Source organism: Rhizobium sp. TAL182 (assembly GCF_002117725.1).
Taxonomy (GTDB): Bacteria; Pseudomonadota; Alphaproteobacteria; order Rhizobiales; family Rhizobiaceae; genus Rhizobium; species Rhizobium esperanzae.
Window position 1 is genome coordinate 294352 of the sequence record NZ_CP021024.1, and the last position, 15035, is coordinate 309386.

Consider the following 15035-nt stretch of genomic DNA (forward strand, 5'->3'; position numbering starts at 1 on the left):
CAACGTACAAGGATGAGGCTGGAGAGAGGGCGTGCCGGCATTCTTGCCCCTCGCTCACGCTCAGTGGATTCGCTTCTATCATCCTCACTCCTCACTGCTCGTCAGGCCAGATGAGGGGGCGAGCAGCGCCAGCGACGAATACCTTGAGACCGCGAAAGGTATTGGCGACGCGTCCCCAATTTCCCCAAAAAGCAAAAGGCCGGCTTTCGCCGGCCTTTTCCCCCGCATCCCCTCGGAAATTCTTAGCGAAGAGCGCCGACCAGAAGGTCGCGGCCGTTCTCGATGGTGACCCAGCGGCCTGCATTGTAGCTCGACTGGCGCTTGACGAAAGTATAGGCCGTCGCAAACCAGGGCTTCACGTCGGCAGCGAGATTGTCGAGTACGAAATCGCCCCCGGCGGTGCGCAGCGTCAGCACGGCATGGCCTTCACCGTCGGGCTTGCGCACGACGGTCATCAGCAGGTCGGCGGCCGAAAAGCCGCGCTGAATCAGCATGCGGCGCTTTAAGAGCGCGAAATCCTCGCAGTCGCCGGCAGTCGTCGGATAGGCCCAGACCTCGTCCTTGCCGTAGATTTCCTTGTCGGTCATCGGCTTGATCGTGCTGTTGACCGTGGCGTTGACCGAACGGACCAGCGACCACTTCGCCGGCGTCATTTCGACCGGCCCCGCGTTGCGGTTGGCGCCGCATTCACTGCTGTGGATCTGACAGAAATCGTAATGGCCGATCGGTTGCGAGGTGGCATTGCCTGTTACCATGGAAGCATTTCTGCTTGGAGCTGGGATGGCGGCAGGCGCCATCGCAAACACGGCCATCATGGCCACAAAGATACCTTTGAATCGCACGCCCGCTCTTTCCTCGATCGCCCCTTAATTATTAACAAATTGTTAATGGAGAGGGCCGAGAAGAGTCAATCGTTACTTCTTGGGAGAGCCTTGCGACTCGCCGACATGGTTAAAATGCAACAGGATTCGCAGCCGGCTTCGGGAGATTATTGCCCGTTTGCGGATGCGCGGATGATGCCTTTGACGGCGCCGAGCAGAAGGGCGATATCGCCGGGGCGGGAAAGCCGGTGGTCGCCGTCGCGGATGAAGGTCAGCACCACGTCGTCGGCGGGAAGGTGCTCCAGAAGCTTCATCGCGTGCGCATGCGGCACGTCGGGATCCTTCATGCCCTGGAGGATATGCACCGGGCAACCCGTCTCGATCATGCCGTCGAGCACCCGGTTCCTGCGCCCGTCCTCGATCAGTGCCCGCGTATAAATGTTCGGTTCCGGGCTGTATTGCGAGCGCTCTTCGAAATAACCGCGCTCCGCCAGCGACTTGCGCTCCCTGGCCTTAAGGTTCGGCTCGATCAGTTCGGAGGTGAAATCGGGCGCCGGGGCAATCAGCACCATGCCGGCGAGCTTCGGACCACCTTGCCCTGCGAGTTCCTGCGCCAGCCGGAGCGCAATCCAGCCTCCCATCGACGAGCCGACGAGAATGATGCGCTCGGGCGCAACATGGCGGATGACGGCAAGCGCTTCCTCCAGCCAGCGCGAGATCGTGCCGTCGCGAAAACTGCCGCCGGAAAGCCCGTGGCCGGAATAGTCGAGGCGGATGCAGGCGACACCGAGTTCGGCCGCCAGCCCATCGATCTCCACCGCCTTGGTGCCGCTCATGTCGGAACGGTAGCCGGATAGCCAAACGAGCGATGGGGCAGCATTGCCGGCCTGCGCCGGACGCAGGAGCATGGCGATCTCCCGTGCCGCCTCGCCTTCGCCGACAGTCAGGAACTGCGGTAGGGCATTGCTGATCTGATCGGACATCGGCGAAACCTCCTGTTGTTTCGGCCTATAAAACAGATTCTTGGCAGGCTGACAGCTGGTGATTTTTCCGCTAAAGGATGATATTGACTCCGTTGCAGCGATAACGAGATAGGTTTGTGCACCCTGATTGGGCGTGCGCCGCTGCAACGTTCCGAAACAACGCGAGGAGAATACGACCATTCGCAGACCTTTTAAGACCGATGCGCCCGTGAAGGACGGACCGCGCTCGAATCGTGAAATCCGCATTCCCAAAATTCAGCTGATCGCGGCTGACGGACAGAATATGGGCGTCGTGCCTACCGACCAGGCCTTGAGAATGGCGGAAGAAGCCGGCCTCGATCTTGTCGAAATTTCCCCCAATGCTGAACCGCCGGTGTGCAAGATCCTCGATCTGGGCAAGCTGAAATATGCCAACCAGAAGAAGGCTGCCGAGGCGCGCAAGAAGCAGAAGATCGTCGAAGTCAAAGAAATCAAGATGCGCCCGAACATCGACACCCATGATTATGAGGTGAAGATGAAGGCGATGGGCCGCTTCTTCGACGAGGGCGACAAGGTCAAGGTGACGCTGAAATTCCGCGGCCGTGAGATGGCCCACCAGGAACTCGGCATGAAGCTTCTGCAGCAGGTCAAGGCCGATACGACCGAGATCGCCAAGGTGGAAGCCGAGCCCAAGCTCGAAGGCCGCCAGATGATGATGGTGCTGGCGCCGAAGTAAGCGCCAGACACTTTTTGCCCAAGGCCGTCCGCAAGGGCGGCTTTCGTGCTTTCGGCCACCGTATCTTCTGCCTTCGTTTTATGCATGTCGTTATCCCGGAACCGCCGCACACTTCCGGGCGACATGCATAGCCGAAGATTCCTCCGCGGCCCCGTTGCACTTTCGCGAGGCTGCGGTTATAAGCGCGCGTCCGAACTGACCGGCAGGGCATGCCGTGGCAGTTTCGAATGCTTGCGGAACGGTTCGTCGCCGACGCCGCAGATCAACAACAAACGCTCCCGCACCTTGTTGCGACGACCGGAGAACCGGACTTCGCAAGGAGGGCTTTTTGATGAAGCGCGCAGGGAGGACAGAAGGAGTAGCAAAATGCCCAAGATGAAGACGAAGTCCGCTGCCAAGAAGCGGTTCAAGATCACCGCATCCGGCAAGGTCAAGGCGGCTGCTGCTGGCAAGCGCCATGGCATGATCAAGCGCACGAACAAGTTCATTCGCGATGCACGCGGCACGATGGTTCTCGCAGAACCCGATGGCCGCAAGGTCGTGAAGAACTATCTGCCGAACGGTCTCTGAGACTATTCCGGTAACGCGTTAGATTAAGGAGATCATGATATGGCACGTGTAAAAAGAGGCGTCACCGCCCACGCCAAGCATAAGAAGGTTCTGAAGGCCGCGAAGGGCTTTTACGGCCGCCGCAAGAACACCATCCGGACCGCCAAGGCTGCTGTCGATCGTTCGAAGCAGTACGCCTACCGCGACCGCAAGGTCAACAAGCGCAACTTCCGTGCGCTCTGGATCCAGCGCATCAACGCTGCCGTCCGCGAATTCGGCCTGACCTATGGCCGCTTCATCGACGGCCTGAACAAGGCCGGCATCGAAGTCGACCGCAAGGTTCTCTCCGACATGGCGATCCACGAGCCGGAAGCATTCGGCGCCCTGGTGGCTGCCGCCAAGAAGGCCCTTGAATATCTCAAGGAAACCGGCACGGCTAACGAGTTTGAAGGCGCGGTTCGGTAACCAGCGCTTCCCAAGCTTGACGCTTTTTTGAATTTTGGGAAACCCGCGCTGGTTTGGGCTAGCGCGGGTTTTTCTTTCTTTATATTCCTTGCGCCCGTCGGCGCCGCCTGCCTCCCGATCCCCGCCTGATACTGGACGGAAAGAAGTGACAATGTCAGATATCGACCAGCTCAACTCATCGCTGCTCGCGGAAATCGCCGCCGCCAATGACGAGGCAGCCCTGGAAGCCGTGCGCGTGTCCGCGCTTGGCAAGAAGGGCTCTGTCTCCGAACTCCTGAAGACGCTCGGCGCCATGACGCCGGAGGAACGCCAGACCCGGGGGGCTGCGATCAACGCCCTGAAGAATGCGGTGACGGACGCCATTGCCGAGCGCAAGTCGGTCCTGAAGGTTGCGGCGGTCAATGCGCGGCTGAAGGCCGAGACGGTCGATGTCAGCCTGCCGGTGCGATCCTCGCCTGCCGAGCGCGGCCGCATCCATCCGATCAGCCAGATCGTCGACGAGATCACCGCGATCTTCGCCGACATGGGCTTCTCGATCGCCGAAGGTCCCGATATCGAGACCGACTACTACAATTTCACCGCGCTGAATTTCCCCGAAGGCCATCCGGCCCGCGAGATGCACGACACCTTCTTCTTCAATCCGGATGAGAATGGTGAGCGCAAGGTCCTGCGCACCCATACCTCGCCGGTGCAGGTGCGCACCATGGAAGCGCAGCAGCCGCCGATCCGCATCATCATTCCCGGCAAGACCTACCGACAGGATAGCGACGCCACGCATTCGCCGATGTTCCATCAGGTCGAGGGATTGGTCATCGACAAGAAGGCCAATGTCGCCAACATCCGCTGGGTGCTCGAGGAGTTCTGCAAGACCTTCTTCGAGGTCGACAGCGTGACGATGCGCTTTCGCCCGTCCTTCTTCCCCTTCACCGAGCCCTCCTTCGAGGTCGATATTCAGTGCGACCGCTCCGGTCCGATCGTCAAATTCGGCGAAGGCACCGACTGGATGGAGATCCTTGGCTGCGGCATGGTCCACCCGAACGTGCTGCGTTATGGCGGCCTCGATCCGGATGAATATCAGGGTTTTGCCTGGGGCATGGGCCTCGACCGCATCGCCATGCTGAAATACGGCATGCCCGACCTGCGCGACTTCTTCAACGCCGACGTCCGCTGGATGACGCATTACGGCTTCCGCCCGCTCGACATGCCGACGCTGTTCGGCGGTCTGAGCGCTTGAACGGAGATTTGGGACGATGAAATTCACGCTCTCCTGGCTGAAAGAGCATCTCGAAACGGATACCACGCTGGATGAAATCTGCGCCCGCCTCACCGAGATCGGGTTGGAAGTCGAAGATGTCGACGACAAGGCGGCGTTCAAGCCCTTCGTCATCGCGAGGGTTGTCTCGGCGGAAAAACATCCCCAGGCCGATCGCCTGAAGGTTCTGATGGTCGATACCGGATCCGGCGCGCCGGTCCAGGTCGTCTGTGGCGCCCCGAATGCGCGCGCCGGCCTCGTCGGTGCTTTCGCCGCTCCCGGAACCTATGTTCCCGGCATCGAGGTGACGCTGGCCGTCGGCAACATCCGCGGCGTCGAAAGCCGCGGAATGATGTGTTCCGAAAAGGAGCTTGAGATATCCGACAATCATGACGGCATCATCGATCTGCCCGCGGATGCACCGGTCGGCCAGAGCTATGCGGCCTACGCCCATCTCGACGATCCCGTCATCGAGATCAACCTGACGCCGAACCGGCCGGACTGCACCTCGATCCACGGCATCGCCCGTGATCTCGCCGCCTCCGGTCTCGGCACGCTGAAGACGCGGCCCGCGCCGTCCTACGCCATCGAAGGCGAAACGCCGGTGAAGCTGACGCTCGATCTCGATGATCCCAGGCTCTGCCCCGGCTTTGCCCTGCGTCTCGTGCGCGGCGTCAGGAACGGCCCGAGCCCGCGCTGGATGCAGCAGCGGCTCACCGCCATTGGCCTGCGTCCGATCAATGCGCTCGTTGATATCACCAATTACATGACCTTCGATCAGGGGCGGCCGATCCACGTCTTCGACGCCGCCAAGATCAAGGGCAGTCTCACCGTCCGCCGGGCGAGGGAAGGGGAGACCGTGCTGGCGCTCGACCAGCGCGAATACAAGCTCGGCCCGAACAATGTCGTCATAGCAGATGAACAAGGCATCGAATCGATCGGCGGCATCATGGGCGGCGAACATTCCGGTTGCGACGACGACACTGTCGACGTCCTGATCGAATCCGCTCTGTGGGATCCGATGAACATCGCCAAATCCGGCCGCAGTCTCGGCATCATTACCGATGCCCGCTATCGCTTCGAACGCGGCGTGGATCCGGAATATATGGTTCCGGGTCTCGAACGCACGACGGAACTGGTGCTGGAACTCTGCGGCGGCACCGCCGCCAGGGCAGAGATTGTCGGCTATCACGGCTACGAACCGAAGGTCGTCGATTTCCCCTATTCGGAGGTCAAGCGCCTGACCGGCCTCGACGTCTCGAATGAGGAAAGCAACACGATCCTGACGCGTCTCGGCTTCACGGTCTCCGGCTCCGGCGAGCGCGTCTCCGTTGCTGTTCCCTCCTGGCGCCCGGATGTCGACGGCAAGGCCGATCTTGTCGAGGAGGTCATGCGTATCCATGGCGTCGACAATATCAAGCCGGCGCCGCTCGAAAGCCATTCCGCCGTCAACGGCAAGATTCTGACGACTCTGCAGATCCGCACCCGTGCGGCCAAACGGGCGCTAGCCGCGCGCGGCATGCTGGAAGCTGTCACCTGGTCCTTCATTCCGGAGGAACATGCCAAGCTGTTCGGCGGCGGTTCGCCAGCCCTCAAGCTTGCCAATCCGATCGCTGCCGAAATGTCCGACATGCGCCCGTCGTTGCTGCCGGGTCTGCTCACCGCAGCTCAGCGCAATGCCGACAAGGGTTATGCCGACGTCGCCATCTTCGAGGTCTCGGGCACCTATGAAAACGACCGGCCGGAAGGCCAGCGCCGCGTCGCCGGCGGCATCCGCCGCGGCACGGCCTCGCTCGCCGGCGCCGGCCGCATGTGGTCCAATACAGCCAAGGGCGGCGGCAAGCCGGTCGACGTCTTCGATGCCAAGGCCGATGCGCTCGCCGTCATCGAAGCCTGCGGCCTGCCGATGGGCAATATCCAGATCGAGCAGGGCGGCCCCGAGTGGTATCACCCCGGCCGCTCCGGTACGATCAAGATAGGGCCGAAGATCGTGCTCGGCTATTTCGGCGAATTCCATCCGTTGATGCTGGAAGCCCTTGACGTCTCCGGCGCTCTCTGCGGCTTTGAAGTCTATCTCGATGCCATGGCGGAGCCGAAGAAGAAGGCGACCCGCACCAAGCCGGCGCTCGATCTGTCGCCCTTCCAGGCGGTCAAGCGCGACTTCGCCTTCGTCGTCGACAAGACGGTGGAATCAGGCGCGATCGTCAAGGCTGCGACCGGCGCCGACCGCAAGCTCATCACCGGCGTTACCGTCTTCGACATCTTCGAGGGCGCATCGGTCGGAGAGGGCAAGAAGTCTGTAGCGATTGAGGTTCAAATCCAGCCGGTCGATCGTACGCTGACGGACGAGGATTTCGAGGCGCTGACGCAGAGGATCGTGGCGAGCGTCACGAAATTCACCGGCGGCGTCCTCAGAAGCTGAGCCTCATCTGCCGAAGATAGATTGGACCGGTCGCGCAAGCGGCCGGTCTTTTCATGTGTGCAGATGATAGAGCTTGCTGACGATCACCCATCGGCCTTCGATCTTCAGCAGCGAAAGGTAGTCGGTGAAGCGCATTCCGGCGAAATCGTCGGTTACCTTCACGCTTGCAGCGTCGCCTTCGACATCGACGTTCTGGATGTCCATGAAAGGCTGCGTGCCGGGCGGGGCCGGCTCCTCGGCCAGGATCGCGGCGATGAATTCGTCCCGCGTCAGCCATTCGACGGCATTCTGGTAATAGCCGATGATCGAGCTTTTCGGGTGAAAGGCCTTCTTCAAGGCTGCCGCATTCGCGAAGGCCATACCTTCGACATAGAGATGAACCGTCTGTTCGACTGCCTGCCTGTCCGACATGTTTCCATCCCGTTCTCCGAGATGGCGTTAGATAGTTTCGCCGGCCGCGAAGGCAAGCCCGACCTGTGCGACCGGCCGGGCTTGTCCGTTTTCAAATGTTCGTCATGGCAAGCGAGGCATCCGAATAGCGCTTGCCGGCGACCTGTGCCGCTGGGATCGCTTCGCCGAGCTGACCGAGCTCCTCCGTGCTGAGCGTGATATCGGCAGCGGCGACGTTTTGTTCGAGGTGGTGAAGCTTGCGCGCGCCGGGGATTGGCACGATGTCGTCGCCCTGGTTCAGCACCCAGGCCAGCGCCAGCTGCGCCGCCGTCACGCCTTTTGCAGCCGCAAGTTTTTCGAGGGTTGCGACAAGCGCCACATTGGCATCGAAATTCTCGGCCTGGAATCGCGGCACCTGCCGGCGGAAATCGTCGGTGGCAAGGTCGTCGGCCTTGCGGATCGCTCCTGTCAGGAAACCGCGGCCGAGCGGGCTGTAGGGCACGAAGCCGATGCCGAGTTCGCGGCAGGTGGCAAGCACATCCTCTTCGGGATCACGCGTCCACAGTGAATATTCGCTCTGAAGCGCTGCAATTGGATGGACCGCATGCGCGCGGCGGATGGTGGCGCTGCCGGCTTCCGAGAGGCCGAGGGCGCGGACTTTCCCCTCCTTCACAAGCTTGGCCATGGCGCCGACCGTCTCCTCGATCGGCACGTTGGGGTCGACGCGGTGTTGGTAGAGCAGATCGATCGTCTCGATGCCCAAACGCTTGAGTGAGGCTTCGGCAACCGCACGCACATGTTCAGGACGGCTGTCGACGCCGGCGATGGCGGCAGCGCCGGCCTGGCTGGTATCGATCTTGAAGCCGAATTTGGTGGCGATCACTACGCGGTCGCGGAAGGGCTTCAGCGCTCTTCCGAGAAGAACCTCATTGGTGAAGGGGCCATAGACCTCGGCCGTGTCGAAAAAAGTGACGCCGAGATCGACGGCGCGGTGCAGTGTTCTCACCGATTCCGCTTCGTCGCTGGCGCCATAGGCAAAGCTCATGCCCATGCAGCCGAGGCCGACGGCAGAGACCGACAGATCGTTTCCGAGTTTTCTGGTTTTCATGATGCGCTCCTTTTCTGAGCTGGCGTCGAACCGCCTGGGAGATCATTGCGGTACGGGCAGACTATATCGGCACCATATCAATCAAAAAATGCATGCAGTTTCTAACAGCCTGTTCTATAATTTCGATCAATGAACAGAAGGCAACTCTCTCAACTCGCCGTTCTCGCTGCCGTCTCGGAACATCGCAGCTTCCGGGCCGCGGCCAAGGAACTGCTCATCGCGCCGTCGGCGGTCAGCCATGCCATATCGAGCCTGGAGGACAGTCTCGGCGTCAGGCTTCTGGCGCGCACGACCCGCAGTGTCGCGCCAACGGAGGAAGGCTCGCTGCTTCTCGAAAGGTTGCGTCCGGCGCTCGAAGAGATCGGCATCGCGTTGGAGGCGGTCAATGATACGCGCGGCAAACCGGCCGGAAACCTGCGCGTCACTGCGCCGCGCTTCGCCTCCGATATCCTGCTCGCACCGCGCCTTGGCGATTTTCTCAATCTCTATCCCGATATTACGCTGGAGATCGCCAATGAGGACGGCTTCACCGATATCGTCAAGGAGGGTTTCGACGCGGGCATCCGGCTGGAGGAGAGCCTGGAGGCCGATATGATCGCCGTCAGAATCTCGCCCAATCTGACGACGGTGATTGCGGCCTCGCCCGAATATTTCGAGCGCTATCCGAAGCCGCAGCACCCGCGCGATCTCGTCCATCATCGCTGCATCAAGCGACGCTTCACCAACGGCTCCATCTATCGCTGGGAATTCGAAAAGGACGGGCAGGAGCTGATCGTCGCGGTCGACGGGCCGCTTGTTGTCAGCGAGGACCGGCTGGCTCTTCTAGCCGCGCTGAATGGCGCCGGTCTTGCCTATCTCTTCGACATGCGGGTGCACACCGAGCTGTCGGCCGGCAGGCTCGTGCGGGTGCTGGAGGATTGGTGCGCGCCCTATCCCGGGCCGTTTGTCTATTATCCAAGCCGGCGGCAAATGCGGCCGGCGCTGCGCGCTTTCATCGATTTCTTCAGATATGTGGAGAGGGATGCGGGCGGCCGGTGAGGGCCGCCGCTCGTTTCCCTCGTTTTCGTCAGGCGGCTTTTGCCTTCTGGTTTGCCGCCGTCATGGCGAGCTTGGTAAGGATCTTGTCGGTGGCCGTTTCCTCCTGCAGCGTCTGGTCGAGCAGGGCGACGACATCCTTCAGGCCGAGCGTTGCGGCCCAGGTCTTCAGCGTGCCGTAACGGGCGATTTCATAGTGCTCGACCGCCTGGGCAGCGGAGATCAGCCCCGCATCCAGCGCCGGTGTACCCTTGAATTCTTCCATGATCTCTTCGCCCTCGGCGATAATGCCCTGGATCGCCTCGCAGGTCTTGCCCTGAGCGCGCTTGCCGATCTTTTCGAAAACCTGCTGCAGGCGCTCGACCTGGCCTTCGGTTTCCTCGAGATGCTTCTGGAAACCGGCCTTCAGTTCGGAGGACTGGGCGGCGCGCGCCATCTTCGGCAGGGCACGCAATATCTGCCGCTCGGCAAAATAGATGTCCTTGAGCGTGTCGTAGAAGAGATCTTCCAACGTCTTTTCCTTGGCCATTTTCTCGATCCTTGTTTTGGGAAAGGCCGCGAATGCGGCGACACACTAAGAAGCGAAGATCGCGCAATTTGTTCCCGACCGATTTCGGGTGGACTGGAAAACCGTGCCGGGCAATCATCCTGCCACCGATGGGGAGGACGAAAAGATCATGCGAAAGCCGGGTTCGATGAAGGGTCTGGAGGATCTTGGCCGCGTTCGGCTGTCGCAAAACTTCTTCTTCCGCGATTTCCTGCATTCGGAGATCGCCGATTTCTACCGCATTCCTAATATCCCCGAGGATCCCGATCTGGCGATCGAAGCCGGCAAAAGACTTTGCGAGGAACTGCTGGAGCCGCTGGAAGCGACGTTCGGGCGTCTGCACATCCGCTCCGGCTACCGCTCGCCCGAAGTCAACCGCTTCGGCAACGCGAACAATCTGAACTGTTCCACCAATGCCGCCACGGCTGCGCATCACATCTGGGATCTGAGGGACTTCGACGGCTGCATGGGCGCCGCCGTCTGCATTGCCGTGCCGTGGGTGATCGACCGCTATCGCGATGAAAGCGACTGGCAGCGGCTCGCCTGGTGGATCCACGACCACTTGCCCTACGCCTCGCTCTGCTTCTTTCCGAAGCTATGGGCTTTCAACATCCAGTGGCACGAACGGCCGAAGCGGGTGATCCAGAGCTATGTCAGGCCGCGCGGCATCCTGACCAAGCAGGGCATGGCGAACTGGGAGGGTGACCACGCTGCTTCCTATGAGGGATTTCCCCCACTCAGAAACTGATGCGATAACGGATGTGGCCGTCGCTTTCGACATAGCTGTCGTAGAGCGCGCGGGCCGTCTTGTTCTGCTCGCTCGTATGCCAATAGAGCCGCGACCAACCCTTCGCCTTGCAGAGCGCGACGAGATCGTCCAGCAGCGCCCGGCCGACGCCCTTGCCGCGCGCATCGGGATCGACGAAGAGGTCTTCGAGATAGCAGTCCCTGCCGCGGATCCAGGTGCCCTCATGCGTCAGGAAAAGAGCAAAGCCCATGATCCTGCCGTCGATCTCGGCGACGCGCATCGCGATTGCAGAGGCCGGATCGAAGACCCGGCGCCATGTCTGGTCGGTGATATCGGCATCGACGGTCACCTCGTAAAAGGCGAGATAGGCGGCCCAGAGTTCGCGCCAGCGGGCTTCATCCTCGGGGCGGGCATCACGTATCGTTGCGGTCATGGCTCTGTTCTTTCAGCGCCGGCTTCGTCGAGCAGCGCCATTGCGTCGTTGGAAAGGGAAAGTGTCGCCGACTTCACCAGGCTTTCGAGCTGTGACAGGCTGGTCGCGCTGGCGATCGGCGCCGTCACGCCTTTCTTGCGCAACAGCCAGGCAAGCGAGATTTCCGCCGGCTTGGCGCCGGTCTCGGCAGAAACCTTGTCGAGCGCGGCGAGAATGCGCAGTCCCTTGGCGTCAAGATATTGCGAAACACGGCCTTCGCGCGCCCGTCCCTGCGTGTCGGCCTTGCTGCGGTATTTGCCGGTGAGAAAGCCGGCGGCAAGGCCGAAATAGGTGATGACGCCGATATTCTGCCGGATGCAAAGATCGGCAAGCGGCCCTTCGAAGCTGGCGCGTTGGTAGAGATTATATTCCGGCTGCAGCACGTCGTATCGCGGCAGGCCGGCTTTCTCGGCTGCGTCGAAGGACGCCTGGAGCAGATCGGCATCATAGTTCGAGCAGCCGATGGCGCGGATCTTGCCCTGCTGCTTCAGCTTTGCAAAGGCGCCGAGTGTCTCCTCATGCGGCGTGTCGGCATCCGGCCAATGGGTGAGATAGAGATCGATATAGTCCGTCTGCAGCCGGCGCAGCGACGCCTCGACTGCCGTCAGAATGTAGCTCGCCTTGAGCGTCTTTCCCTGGCCCATGTCCGAGCCGACCTTGGTGACGATGACGATCTTGTCGCGGGAGATCCGCGCCTGTTTCAGCCAGCGTCCGATGATCGCCTCGGAATCGCCGCCCTTGTTGCCGGGAACCCATGCGGAATAGACGTCCGCCGTATCGATCGTGTTGAGCCCGGCATCGAAAAAGCCGTCGAGAATGGCGAAGGATGTTTTCTCGTCGGCCGTCCAGCCGAAGACATTGCCGCCGATCACGATTGGCGCGACCGAAAGGCCTGTTTTCCCAAGCCGGCGCATTTCCATGAGGCTCTCCAAAATGGGTGAAACATAAAAGGCTGTATTGAATCGCGGATACGGCAGAACGCCGTCTGGTCAAGTTAGCGCGATCCCGGCGGCAGGCAAACCCGGCTTCCGCAATTTCATGTCGCGCCATTGCGTCGCGGCGGAGGCCTGAATATGGTGCGCGACATTGGTTTTGGGAGGCTCGCACATGCTGCGTTTCGGTATCATTTCAACGGCGAAGATCGGCCGCGACAATGTCGTTCCCGCCATCCAGGACGCGGAAAATTGCGTCGTCACGGCGATTGCCAGCCGTGATCTGGCGCGGGCAAGGGAGATGGCCGATCGCTTCTCCGTGCCGCATGCCTTCGGCTCTTACGAGGAGATGCTGGCCTCCGACGTCATCGATGCCGTCTATATCCCGCTGCCGACGTCGCAGCACATCGAATGGTCGATCAAATCAGCCGATGCCGGCAAACATGTGCTCTGCGAAAAGCCGCTGGCCCTGAAGGCCAGCGATATCGACGCGGTGATCGCTGCCCGCGACCGCAATAAGGTGATGGTCACGGAAGCCTATATGATCACCTATTCGCCGGTCTGGCAGAAGGTGCGCTCGCTGATCGATGAGGGCGCGATCGGCTCGCTCCGGCATGTGCAGGGCGCCTTCACCTATTTCAATCGCGATGCATCCAATATGCGCAACATTCCCGAGCTGGGCGGTGGCGGCCTTCCCGATATCGGCGTCTACCCCGTCATGAGCACGCGCTTTTCCACCGGCAAGGAGCCGCTCCGGATCCAGGCGATTACCGAGCGCGATCCGGACTTCGGCACCGATATCTATTCGAGCGTCAAGGCCGATTTCGGCGATTTCGAGCTGAGTTTCTATGTCTCGACACAGATGGCCAACCGGCAGGTCATGGTCTTCCACGGCACCGAAGGCTATATCGAGGTCAAGTCGCCTTTCAACGCCAATCGCTGGGGACCGGAAGAGATCGAACTGGCCGATCGCGGCCACAATGAATCGCGCATCTTCCGCTTCCAGGACAGCCGCCAGTACAGGCGCGAGGTCGAGGCTTTCGCTCGGGCTGTAGAGAACGGCAAGGAAGAGATCGTTACGCTGGAAAATTCGAAGCTGAACCAGAAGGTCATCGATGCGATCTATCGCGCGAGCGAGAAGGACGGCTGGGAGGCGGTCTGATAATCACGCGCGGAAGACGAAGCGCGAATAACCGAAGAAGCTGAAGACCATTGCGGCGATACTGGCGACCACCATCGCCGCAAGCGGCTGAAGCCCCGGCAGCGAAAGCAGCAGTGCCGAGTAAAGCCCGTAATTGACGAGCGCCGCCGTGACGCCGACCGAGCCGTAGCGGAAGCCTTCCACGGCGAGCGAGCGCCCCGAGCGATCGAATGTGAAGTTCCGGTTGAAGACCCAGGTTGACGCCATTGCGAGGGCGATCGCGATGAGCCGCGCCACGAAGGGGCCGAGCGACGTCAGATCGAGTAGCGCCGACAGCACACCGGCGTCGACGAGAAAGCCGATGCCGCCGGCAATCGCAAAACGGATGAGCTTCTTCACGCGGCATCCGCCTTGCCGCGGCCCCGGCCCCGGCGCGACGCCGACGCTGGCTCGCGATCAAGCAGTTTGGCCGCACTTGGGGTCTCCAGGCTCATATAATGGATGCGAAGCTGCTCGGCCCGGGCCCGGGCCACCGAATCCAGGATGACGCCGGCGGTAAAAAGCATGAAGGAGATCATCATCAGCGCCATCGACAGCACCCAGGTCGGCATGCGGCTGACGAGGCCCGTGTCGAAATACTCCGCCAGCACCGGCGTCATGAAGCCGAGGCTCGTCAGCATGAAGACGGCGCTGATCGCGCTGAAGAAGGCGAAGGGCCGGGTTTCCTTCATCAGCATTGCGAACATCCAGAGGATTTTTCCGCCGTCGCGGAACGTCGAAAGCTTGGAATGCGAGCCTTCCGGGCGGCGGCCATAGTCGAGTTCCAGTTCGCTCACCGGCAGTTTCAGTCGGGAGGCATGCACCGACATCTCGGTTTCGATCTCGAAGCCGCCGGATACCGCCGGGAAGCTCTTGACGAAGCGGCGCGAGAAAGCGCGGTAGCCGGAAAAGATATCGGTGAAGTCAGGGCCGAAGATCGTCCGGTAGAGCAGATTGAAAAGCCGGTTGCCAAGCGCATGGCCCTGACGGCCGGCATCGTCGTGCACGCCGCGCCGGGTTCCCACAACCATGTCGGCACGCTCGGTGAGAAGCGTCCGCACCAGTTCCTCGGCATCGCCGGGTGCATAGGTTCCGTCGCCGTCGGCGATGATGTAGATGTCTGCCTCGATGTCGGCGAACATGCGGCGCACGACGTGTCCCTTGCCCTGGCGCCGCTCGCGCACGACATGCGCTCCGGCCAGCATCGCCTGCAGCGCGGTGCCGTCGGTGGAATTATTGTCGTAGACGTGGATCGCCGCATCCGGCAGCGTCGCCCGGAAGCCCTGCACCACAGCGCCGATCGTCGCAGCTTCATTATAGCAGGGAAGCAGGACGGCAATGTCCGGGTGATCGGTAAGCGTTCGGGCCATAACTCTACTCGTTACACTGAAAAGCCGTTACCAGCCTAAATCACGC

General features: G+C 61.2%; 17 protein-coding genes. 8 read left to right on the plus strand and 9 right to left on the minus strand.

Going from position 1 to position 15035, the window contains the following annotated elements:
- Positions 1-242: 242 nt before the first annotated feature.
- Complete coding sequence (locus tag Tal182_RS01480; RefSeq protein ID WP_041678522.1) at positions 243-842, minus strand: transglutaminase-like cysteine peptidase; 600 nt, start codon at positions 840-842, stop codon at positions 243-245.
- A gap of 146 nt (positions 843-988) precedes the next feature.
- Positions 989-1804 (minus strand): alpha/beta hydrolase, encoded by an 816-nt coding sequence (locus Tal182_RS01485; protein ID WP_085857840.1) that lies wholly within the window; start codon positions 1802-1804, stop codon positions 989-991.
- Positions 1805-1982: 178 nt separating this feature from the next.
- Here Tal182_RS01485 and infC point away from each other — a divergent pair, with 178 nt between their 5' ends.
- The 5 genes from infC to pheT all read left to right on the plus strand — a co-directional run bounded on the left by infC (position 1983) and on the right by pheT (position 7207).
- The gene (gene infC, locus Tal182_RS01490; protein ID WP_082240342.1) at positions 1983-2519 is read left to right on the plus strand and encodes a translation initiation factor IF-3; all 537 of its coding nucleotides are present in this window, start codon (positions 1983-1985) and stop codon (positions 2517-2519) included.
- Positions 2520-2885: 366 nt separating this feature from the next.
- Entirely contained in the window at positions 2886-3089 is a 204-nt protein-coding gene (gene rpmI / locus Tal182_RS01495) for a 50S ribosomal protein L35 (protein WP_011423646.1), read from the plus strand.
- Between the two features lie 39 nt (positions 3090-3128).
- Positions 3129-3533, plus strand: coding sequence for a 50S ribosomal protein L20 (gene rplT, locus Tal182_RS01500; RefSeq protein ID WP_064809305.1), 405 nt, complete (start codon positions 3129-3131; stop codon positions 3531-3533).
- Positions 3534-3684: 151 nt separating this feature from the next.
- Positions 3685-4767 carry a phenylalanine--tRNA ligase subunit alpha gene (pheS, locus tag Tal182_RS01505; RefSeq protein WP_064809306.1) on the plus strand — a complete coding sequence of 361 codons (1083 nt, stop codon included), beginning with the start codon at positions 3685-3687 and terminating at the stop codon, positions 4765-4767.
- Positions 4768-4783: 16 nt separating this feature from the next.
- The gene (gene pheT / locus Tal182_RS01510; RefSeq protein WP_085857841.1) at positions 4784-7207 is read left to right on the plus strand and encodes a phenylalanine--tRNA ligase subunit beta; all 2424 of its coding nucleotides are present in this window, start codon (positions 4784-4786) and stop codon (positions 7205-7207) included.
- A 51-nt stretch (positions 7208-7258) separates the two neighbouring features.
- On the opposite strand, the gene Tal182_RS01515 is transcribed toward pheT, so the two are convergent.
- Together Tal182_RS01515 and Tal182_RS01520 are read right to left on the minus strand one after the other, a co-directional pair.
- Positions 7259-7618, minus strand: a complete 360-nt coding sequence (locus Tal182_RS01515) for a nuclear transport factor 2 family protein (RefSeq protein WP_011423650.1) — start codon at positions 7616-7618, stop codon at positions 7259-7261.
- A gap of 91 nt (positions 7619-7709) precedes the next feature.
- The gene (locus Tal182_RS01520) at positions 7710-8705 is read right to left on the minus strand and encodes an aldo/keto reductase (RefSeq protein ID WP_085857842.1); all 996 of its coding nucleotides are present in this window, start codon (positions 8703-8705) and stop codon (positions 7710-7712) included.
- A 129-nt stretch (positions 8706-8834) separates the two neighbouring features.
- Between Tal182_RS01520 and Tal182_RS01525 the strand changes: the two genes are divergently transcribed.
- Complete coding sequence (locus Tal182_RS01525) at positions 8835-9743, plus strand: LysR family transcriptional regulator (RefSeq protein ID WP_064800345.1); 909 nt, start codon at positions 8835-8837, stop codon at positions 9741-9743.
- A gap of 28 nt (positions 9744-9771) precedes the next feature.
- Here the strand turns inward: Tal182_RS01525 and Tal182_RS01530 are convergent, their stop codons facing one another.
- Positions 9772-10269 (minus strand): ferritin-like domain-containing protein, encoded by a 498-nt coding sequence (locus Tal182_RS01530; RefSeq protein ID WP_064800346.1) that lies wholly within the window; start codon positions 10267-10269, stop codon positions 9772-9774.
- Positions 10270-10417: 148 nt separating this feature from the next.
- On the opposite strand from Tal182_RS01530, the gene Tal182_RS01535 reads away from it, so the two are divergent.
- Entirely contained in the window at positions 10418-11035 is a 618-nt protein-coding gene (locus Tal182_RS01535) for a hypothetical protein (RefSeq protein ID WP_170965892.1), read from the plus strand.
- On the opposite strand, the gene Tal182_RS01540 is transcribed toward Tal182_RS01535, so the two are convergent.
- Together Tal182_RS01540 and Tal182_RS01545 are read right to left on the minus strand one after the other, a co-directional pair.
- The gene (locus Tal182_RS01540; RefSeq protein WP_064800347.1) at positions 11025-11468 is read right to left on the minus strand and encodes a GNAT family N-acetyltransferase; all 444 of its coding nucleotides are present in this window, start codon (positions 11466-11468) and stop codon (positions 11025-11027) included. The genes Tal182_RS01535 and Tal182_RS01540 overlap by 11 nt on opposite strands.
- Positions 11465-12427 (minus strand): aldo/keto reductase, encoded by a 963-nt coding sequence (locus Tal182_RS01545; RefSeq protein ID WP_085857843.1) that lies wholly within the window; start codon positions 12425-12427, stop codon positions 11465-11467. Before Tal182_RS01545 ends, Tal182_RS01540 begins: the two co-directional genes overlap by 4 nt.
- 187 nt (positions 12428-12614) lie before the next feature.
- Between Tal182_RS01545 and Tal182_RS01550 the strand changes: the two genes are divergently transcribed.
- The gene (locus Tal182_RS01550) at positions 12615-13601 is read left to right on the plus strand and encodes a Gfo/Idh/MocA family oxidoreductase (protein ID WP_085857844.1); all 987 of its coding nucleotides are present in this window, start codon (positions 12615-12617) and stop codon (positions 13599-13601) included.
- A 3-nt stretch (positions 13602-13604) separates the two neighbouring features.
- On the opposite strand, the gene Tal182_RS01555 is transcribed toward Tal182_RS01550, so the two are convergent.
- Both Tal182_RS01555 and Tal182_RS01560 read right to left on the minus strand, forming a co-directional pair.
- A complete protein-coding gene (locus Tal182_RS01555; protein WP_085857845.1) occupies positions 13605-13979 on the minus strand; it encodes a GtrA family protein in 375 nt (124 codons plus the stop codon).
- Positions 13976-14989 carry a glycosyltransferase gene (locus Tal182_RS01560; protein WP_085857846.1) on the minus strand — a complete coding sequence of 338 codons (1014 nt, stop codon included), beginning with the start codon at positions 14987-14989 and terminating at the stop codon, positions 13976-13978. Before Tal182_RS01560 ends, Tal182_RS01555 begins: the two co-directional genes overlap by 4 nt.
- Positions 14990-15035 lie beyond the last annotated feature (46 nt).